Raw genomic sequence first — 6678 nt, forward strand, 5'->3', positions numbered from 1 at the left:
GCGTTTGACCGCGCGCGGTCTTGTAGTAATCCGTCGCTTCCAGCACATCCCTGTCGGTGATGCCATTGGCCCGGCCTTCTTCCACCGAAGGTGGCAGATAGTCAATCACGTGGCGTTCTGCACCCTGTGCTTCGGCGGTGCGCTGTTTGCCCATGGCCTGCAGGGCAGAAACGGGGTCGAATTCACTAAACCCTTCCCGAATCAGACGCCCGAAGTTCACGCCGGTAATGGAGACCAGTGCCTTGATGCGGTGATCGGTAATCGCCGCGTGAATGGTGTATCCGCCACCACCACATACACCGATGGCCCCGATACGGTCCTGGTCCACATAGGGCAGTGTTACCAAGTAATCGATAGCAAAGCGGATGTCGGATGTGCGAATCGACGGGTCTTCGATAAATCTCGGGGAACCACCACTTTCGCCCTGAAAGCTTGCATCAAACGCGAGGGTGACAAATCCGGCTTCTGCCAGTGCCTTCGCATAGATATTGCCGGAGGTTTGTTCCTTGCAGCTTCCGATCGGATGCGTGCTGACGATGGCCGGATATTTTTTGGTGTCATCAAAACCCGGCGGCAGGTAGAGGTCAGCGGCAGACTGCCAACCCAGGTTCTGATAGCTCACGTGCTGGATGCTTACGTTACTCATTTACATCACCTCGAATTTTAAATCGGGGCACACACAGAATGTGCCCCAGCATTACGCGTATAGAACTCAGTTACTTCAGCGTGCGCGCGAAGAACGGGGTCAGTACCGATACCGCTTCGTCCACATACTCGGGTACGTCGTACAGCGACATGTGGTTCGCACCTTTCACGACATGCATGGTCTTGTCGCTGCTGGCGGCGCGGGCGATCAGGTCATCACTCATCCACTTGCTTCCCGCCTGGTCTCCGGCAACGGTGAGTACCGGTTGCGTCAGGAAGGCCTCCGCCAGGTTGTAGGCGTCATAGGTGATGATCTGGTTCAGGCTGCGAGCGGTCATAAAACCGGGCGCATTCGGGTGCTGGCAGCGATCGGTGTGGTAGTACTCCCAGGCCTGGCGCAGCTCTTCGTTGGGCGCATCCTCCTCCTTCATTGGGGCGAGGGGCAGGGTGCCCAGTTCATCGCTGTTGGCATCGCTGGTGCGCGCGTCGGAGCCCGCCACGACATACGGCAGTGCGTCGACATCCTTGACGTTGTTCTCCCAGCCGTTGCGGAACATCTGGCCGATGTTCACGGCACTGACGGTGGCGAGGGATTTGATACGGCGGTCGGTGATCGCGGCATTGGCGGAGTAGCCGCCGCCAGCACAGACACCCATGGCGCCGATGCGGTTGTTGTCGACGTATGGCAGCGTGGTCAGGTAGTCGATCACCGCGCTGACATCCTCGGTGCGGATGTAGGGGTTCTCCAGCTGACGCGGGGTACCGGTGCTCGCTCCCTGGTAAGAGGCGTCGTAAGCAACCGTGACCAGGCCGCTGCCTGCCAGTCGCTCGGCATAGAGGCCTGCGGTCTGCTCCTTCACACCACCACCGGGGTGGGATACCACGACTGCGGCGTACTGCTGGCTTTCATCAAAGTCGGCAGGGAAGTACACGTTGGCGGCGATGGTGACGCCCTGGCCGTTGAGGTTCTTGATGCTGATGCTTTTCATGCTGGTGCTTTTCATGACAGTTCCCTTCATGTTGGTAGCTTCGGTTTCAGTGTTTTTCTGAGCCGTTGTGCTCTGACAGGGGAAATACTAATCGCGGGCCTTATTTTGAAAAACGTGCTAAAACTTAAATCAGTGTTAAGTACAGGTTAACAATATGGCCATCGATCCCTCGCTGTATCCATCTCTAGTGTGGTTTGTGCGTATCGCGCGTCACAGCAGCATTACCAAGGCGGCAGAGGAGGGGGAGGTATCCCGCGCAGCCCTGTCGCAGCACCTGAAATCGCTGGAACAGCAGCTGAATGTGCGGCTGCTGAATCGCAGTACGCGCAGCATGTCGCTGACCGAAGATGGGCAGCGCCTGTTTGATGTTCTTGCCCCGGCCATTGAATCGGTTGACCGGGCAGTCTCTGGGGTGGGGGAATCGCAGGCAGAGCCGTCCGGGGTAATACGGATCAATACATCGAGAGTGGCAGCCAGGGTATTGCTGGAGCCAAAGATGGAAACCTTCCTGGCGCGCTACCCGAAATTAAAGTTGGAATTGGTTATGGATGATGGCCTTTCCAATATCATTTCCAGTGGCATGGACGTCGGCATTCGCCTGGGGGAAAGTCTGGCTGAACATATGGTGGCTGTACCGGTGACACCGCCGATGTCGATGGCGATCGTCGGCTCCCCGGAATATTTCGCCAAGCACGGCACGCCGGAAACACCCGATGACCTGCTGCAGCACAACTGCCTCGCCTTTCGGTTTACCTCCAGTGGCATCATCGACCGCTGGTCCTTCACATCGCCGGATGCTGACAGGCGCACCCTGGTATTCGAGCCGAAGGGCAACGGGGTATTCAATGATGACGAAAGTATGCTGCGCGCTGCGCTTAATGGTGTGGGTGTGATAAAGCACCTGGATCTGTGCGTACAGCAGTATCTTGATGATGGCTCGCTGGTGAGGGTGTTGCAGAGCTGGTGCCAGCCTTTTCCGGGGTTCTTTTTGTATGTGCCTTCGCGAGCGCAGATGCCGACAAAGATACGAGCGTTGATTGATTTTTTGGTCGAGCAGCGCGAGGAATGGGCGTAGGTAGCGGCGTAATTAGATGAGAACAGTACGCGCTAGATGTACCCGTGTTTGCACTACCCCAATATTAGAGGTGGCAGCTCAACTCACGTCGTCTCAGTCTTCCCTCTGGTCTTACCTGAACGCTCACATGTTCAATAGATTTGCCTGCGATGAAATGCGCGGCGAATTTCGCTAGAGGATTCAGATGGCCTCGGTTGAATTTACAATACTTGATGTCTGCCATGGGAATAGCACAATTATTCACTCTGCGAACAATGTCGTTATTGTAGGTGCTGCGCCTGGCAGTACAGTCCAGGGCGCGTTGGAGTCTCTGCAAATAGAAAAGATCGATAGTATTATCATCTCAAATGCTGATGCAGATCATGTCGCTGGTGTAGTGGCGCTTTTGATGGACGATGAGATTGAAGTTTCTAAGGTATATGTTAATAGTGACAGCGCTAAAAAAACTAAAATATGAGATGATTTTAGAAGTGCTCTAAAATATGCAAGGCAAGCCAAGGGAACTAGAATCCAAGTTTCTATTAATGCTGATTTAGATAATTTTGTTTACCAGGATTTTGAGCTTTCTGTCTTGTCACCATGCCCGGTTGATTGCGTAACCTGGCCGGGAACCGAGAGCATTTTAGGAAAAAATTTAGACGCTAACGAAATGTCAGTCGTTCTTAAGTTAATGCAAGATGGCGATAGTATCGCGTTGATTCCTGGAGATATGAGTTCCAGCTCTCTGGATTTTATAAAATCAGAAGGAAGCTGTATAAAATCAAAGATACTAGTCTTTCCGCATCATGGGGGCCTTCCTCATGCTGGAGATGCAGTGAATTTCGCGAAAGAACTTTGTGATCTTGTTGAACCGGAAATTGTACTTTTTTCAAATGGTAGGAATCGTCATTCAAATCCCAGAGTTGAAGTTTTAAATGGTATCAAAGCGTCAGTATGTACTGCTGGAGTAGCGTGTACGCAGCTATCGGAAGCTTGCTGTGTTGGAGAGGAATCACTAAGTGATCAGCATTTATCGGAATTATTGCCTAGTAAAGGCGGATCAAGGAAGCATAGCTGCTCTGGGTCGATAAGTATCAAATTAAAGGGTGCAGATACAGACGTATTATCTCCTTTCGAAAAGCAAGGAGAATATGTTAAAAATTTTCCTAAAAGGAAATGCCTTGTCTTAGAGAGTGAGGGATAGAATAAAAAATGTTGAGTAAATAACGGTGGCTTAGGAATCTTGGGACTGCTTGATTGGGAGTGTCAGAATGACAGATGTTTTGTCTGCCGAGCAGCGAGCATACTGCATGTCACAAATAAAGGGGGCCAATACTGAGCCAGAGTTGAGTCTCCGTAAGGCACTATGGATTTTGGGTTTAAGGTATAGAATAAAAAATAAATTGCCAGGTAGACCAGATATTATATACCCAACTTCTAAAGTGGCTATTTTTGTTGATGGCTGCTTTTGGCATAAGTGTCCAAAGCACTACACTCCGCCTAAAACACGAGCCAAATTCTGGGAGGAAAAAATTTCAAAAAATGTCGAAAGAGACAAGAAGAATAACGCTCTACTTGAATGTCAGGGTTGGAAAGTTATCAGGTTCTGGGAGCATGAAATAAAGGATTCGCTGGACGATTGCGTAGAAGTAGTTGTTAGAACTCTAGAGTCGCGACAGATTAAAAGTTAGAGAGCCACTTGGTTATGGCTAGATATGATCCGATTTTTTCCTTGAGAATTTTTACAATATCTGCCCCTGAAATAATGATTACGGGATGATTGTCATCTTTCAGTTCAGTGTACGCCTGGGGAGCCAAGTACGATGTCGTCACCAGAACCCCGAATTGGCGGTGCCGCAGCCTGGAGAGCAGGCGGGAAAGCTCCTTAACACCAACACCAGATCCGGGCTTGTAGCATTTTGCTTCCAGTGCGAAGTCCACCTCGATGGCACTGGGTCCGCTGCCGATCTTGTAGCTTCCTATGGCATCTCTCCCTCCATCTCGCCAGGGACGCGTGATCTCGCAGGAACCAATGGCTGGCATCATAAGCTTGGCAATTGCAACAGCGCAGTACTCAAAACGTACGGGGTTTTCCTTGAACTTCCTGTAAATTGATTCCAGTATTTTCAGATCCTCGGTCTTTGCGGGGAGCTGCTGCTCTTTACTGCGGATTTCCAGGCTATGGGGTGCATAAAGAGGGGTAAATTTTCGGGATTTTACCCAGTCAAGCCAGGTTTTCGGCGCATGTGGGGAATTTACGGTAAGGCCTTCCTTGATGTCATCAATCCACTTGCGTGATACAACGGGAACATTCAAGACTGTAAAGATAGATTTATAATTCTGGAAGCGCTGGTTAGCGGAACCCTTGGCCCGCCATATCGCTACCAAATCTTCATCCGGACCAAGATCCTGGGCACCAGGAACAGCCAAGCCAAGAAATCGTACATCGCGATACTGCCCTGTTCCGCCGAACAGCAGTATTACGGGAAAGTGATCAAAGGAAGTTGAGGTATGTCGGGCATCGAACAGGTTTCTGAGAATTAAATTGCCCTTTCTCGGAGTGTCATGAATCTCGCGGACGGATTTGTTGTCTCCAAAATAAGTGAACAATCCGCTTTCAGTGTCCAGGTGATCGGGCCAGTCTGGATCATTGAAGTTTGATTTGAGCGCGAGCAGCTTGAGCGTTTCTATTTCCGGCCGCTTGCCCAGATGTCGGAAGCCGGCCCCGCTGTCTACCCCCAAAAGTTTGGGAAGTGGATCATCCGAAGCATTTCCTTCCCGGGATCCACCGTAAACACGGTCAACAATCAAGTCAGTCTTCGAAAGATTCACTTAGGATGCCAGATCTATTTCGCCCAGATGAATCTGGGAAATCTGTTTAAAAATCATTTCCATCACCGGTGAGCAAACACCATTCCCACACAATTTAACTTTTTCTCTTCTGTTACCGTGCGGAAGAGTATGTTTGGATCCTGCCCCCATGGCCTTCAGCAGTTCTGGTGGCTGTAGCATTCTTATGTACGGAGTAGTGCCATCCCAGGTTACCAGCCCAAAACGGTCCAATGTGGTTATCGTGCGAAGTGGAGCATCCAGAGATTGCCATCCCCCTGCATAATCGGAACCGTAATACACGATAATAAAGTCTTTGCCGTGACCGAGAGCCTCCATAGCCCTTTCAGCGCGCTCAATAGTGGCCTGGGCGCGCCCGGGTTTGTAAAGAGGGGTGCTTTTGTACTTTCCAGACCAGTCAATAACTGACCTTGCGTTTTTCAAGCCTCTCTTGTGAAGCGATTTAAGATCTTCCTCAGTGATGACTGAGCCTTCCTTATCGCAAATCAAAAACATCCGCTTCCTGGCCTGTGGAGTGCCAAAGTCAGCAGCATTCAGATACAGGTCATTAACGGTATATCCGTATGATTCGATAGTGGAGATAAGCTCATTGTGCCGTCCCCATTTCTTCATCCGGTTTACATTTTCAACAATAAGCCATCTTGGTTGCATGGCCTTTATCCAGGGAATTATTCCAATAGCTGTTTCTTTGCTTTTCTCACTGCCTGGCTTTGCTCCGCGGGCTATGGAGTGAGAAGTGCATTCGGGAGATGTCAATAAGACATCTGGCCGGTACTTCTTGGCCAGCTGTGAAGGCTTTAATCTTTCTATCGGCGAGCAGATAACCTCTGCGGATGGAAAATTGCTTTTATAGGTTTTGGTGGCCAAATCCCACGCATCGACGGCCAGCAATGGCCGGGCATCCGCGTTCACGGCTCCACGGGCCCCAAAGCCTCCACCACAGAAGAGATCTACAAAGCTGATCATATTTTATACTAGAGCGAGTCTGAAAGAATTCGCAGTATCTTACCAGGCCAAATCATCCCCGGGTAAGGCTTTTGCCGTTGATCGGGGCTCTGCCGGATATTCGTGCAGCTTTTGACTGAATTTGCATCAAATTGGGCGCCGGCAGGGTCTATTCCACATTTCTGGAACTCACGT

The 6678-nt window shown here is 50.6% G+C and carries 8 protein-coding genes; 4 read left to right on the plus strand and 4 right to left on the minus strand.

Features of this window, described 5'->3' with window-relative positions; translation table 11 throughout:
* Both C3938_RS00005 and C3938_RS00010 read right to left on the minus strand, forming a co-directional pair.
* A partial coding sequence (locus C3938_RS00005; RefSeq protein ID WP_105101271.1) for an alpha/beta hydrolase occupies nucleotides 1-646 on the minus strand: 646 nt, incomplete at its 3' end.
* A 70-nt stretch (nucleotides 647-716) separates the two neighbouring features.
* Nucleotides 717-1649, minus strand: a complete 933-nt coding sequence (locus C3938_RS00010) for an alpha/beta hydrolase (protein ID WP_233998547.1) — start codon at nucleotides 1647-1649, stop codon at nucleotides 717-719.
* A gap of 139 nt (nucleotides 1650-1788) precedes the next feature.
* On the opposite strand from C3938_RS00010, the gene C3938_RS00015 reads away from it, so the two are divergent.
* The 4 genes from C3938_RS00015 (at nucleotide 1789) to C3938_RS00025 (ending at nucleotide 4379) form a co-directional block, all read left to right on the plus strand.
* Nucleotides 1789-2709, plus strand: a complete 921-nt coding sequence (locus C3938_RS00015; RefSeq protein ID WP_105101272.1) for a LysR family transcriptional regulator — start codon at nucleotides 1789-1791, stop codon at nucleotides 2707-2709.
* Between the two features lie 184 nt (nucleotides 2710-2893).
* Entirely contained in the window at nucleotides 2894-3166 is a 273-nt protein-coding gene (locus C3938_RS00020; protein ID WP_105101273.1) for an MBL fold metallo-hydrolase, read from the plus strand.
* A gap of 192 nt (nucleotides 3167-3358) precedes the next feature.
* Entirely contained in the window at nucleotides 3359-3892 is a 534-nt protein-coding gene (locus C3938_RS17625) for a hypothetical protein (protein ID WP_158681467.1), read from the plus strand.
* Between the two features lie 67 nt (nucleotides 3893-3959).
* Nucleotides 3960-4379, plus strand: a complete 420-nt coding sequence (locus tag C3938_RS00025; RefSeq protein WP_105101274.1) for a very short patch repair endonuclease — start codon at nucleotides 3960-3962, stop codon at nucleotides 4377-4379.
* Here C3938_RS00025 and C3938_RS00030 read toward each other — a convergent pair.
* Complete coding sequence (locus C3938_RS00030) at nucleotides 4369-5520, minus strand: restriction endonuclease (RefSeq protein WP_105101275.1); 1152 nt, start codon at nucleotides 5518-5520, stop codon at nucleotides 4369-4371. The genes C3938_RS00025 and C3938_RS00030 overlap by 11 nt on opposite strands.
* Nucleotides 5521-6504, minus strand: a complete 984-nt coding sequence (locus C3938_RS00035) for a DNA cytosine methyltransferase (RefSeq protein ID WP_105101276.1) — start codon at nucleotides 6502-6504, stop codon at nucleotides 5521-5523.
* Nucleotides 6505-6678: the final 174 nt, after the last annotated feature.

The sequence above is a fragment of the Microbulbifer pacificus genome (assembly GCF_002959965.1).
Classification (GTDB): domain Bacteria; phylum Pseudomonadota; class Gammaproteobacteria; order Pseudomonadales; family Cellvibrionaceae; genus Microbulbifer; species Microbulbifer pacificus_A.

What these genes read in the sequence shown, in the direction of transcription:
- C3938_RS00010 (WP_233998547.1), bottom strand. Translation starts at nt 1,649, where the DNA reads ATGAAAAGCACCAGCATGAAAAGCATCAGCATCAAGAACCTCAACGGC.
- C3938_RS00015 (WP_105101272.1), top strand. Translation starts at nt 1,789, where the DNA reads ATGGCCATCGATCCCTCGCTGTATCCATCTCTAGTGTGGTTTGTGCGT.
- C3938_RS00020 (WP_105101273.1), top strand. Translation starts at nt 2,894, where the DNA reads ATGGCCTCGGTTGAATTTACAATACTTGATGTCTGCCATGGGAATAGC.
- C3938_RS17625 (WP_158681467.1), top strand. Translation starts at nt 3,359, where the DNA reads ATGTCAGTCGTTCTTAAGTTAATGCAAGATGGCGATAGTATCGCGTTG.
- C3938_RS00025 (WP_105101274.1), top strand. Translation starts at nt 3,960, where the DNA reads ATGACAGATGTTTTGTCTGCCGAGCAGCGAGCATACTGCATGTCACAA.
- C3938_RS00035 (WP_105101276.1), bottom strand. Translation starts at nt 6,504, where the DNA reads ATGATCAGCTTTGTAGATCTCTTCTGTGGTGGAGGCTTTGGGGCCCGT.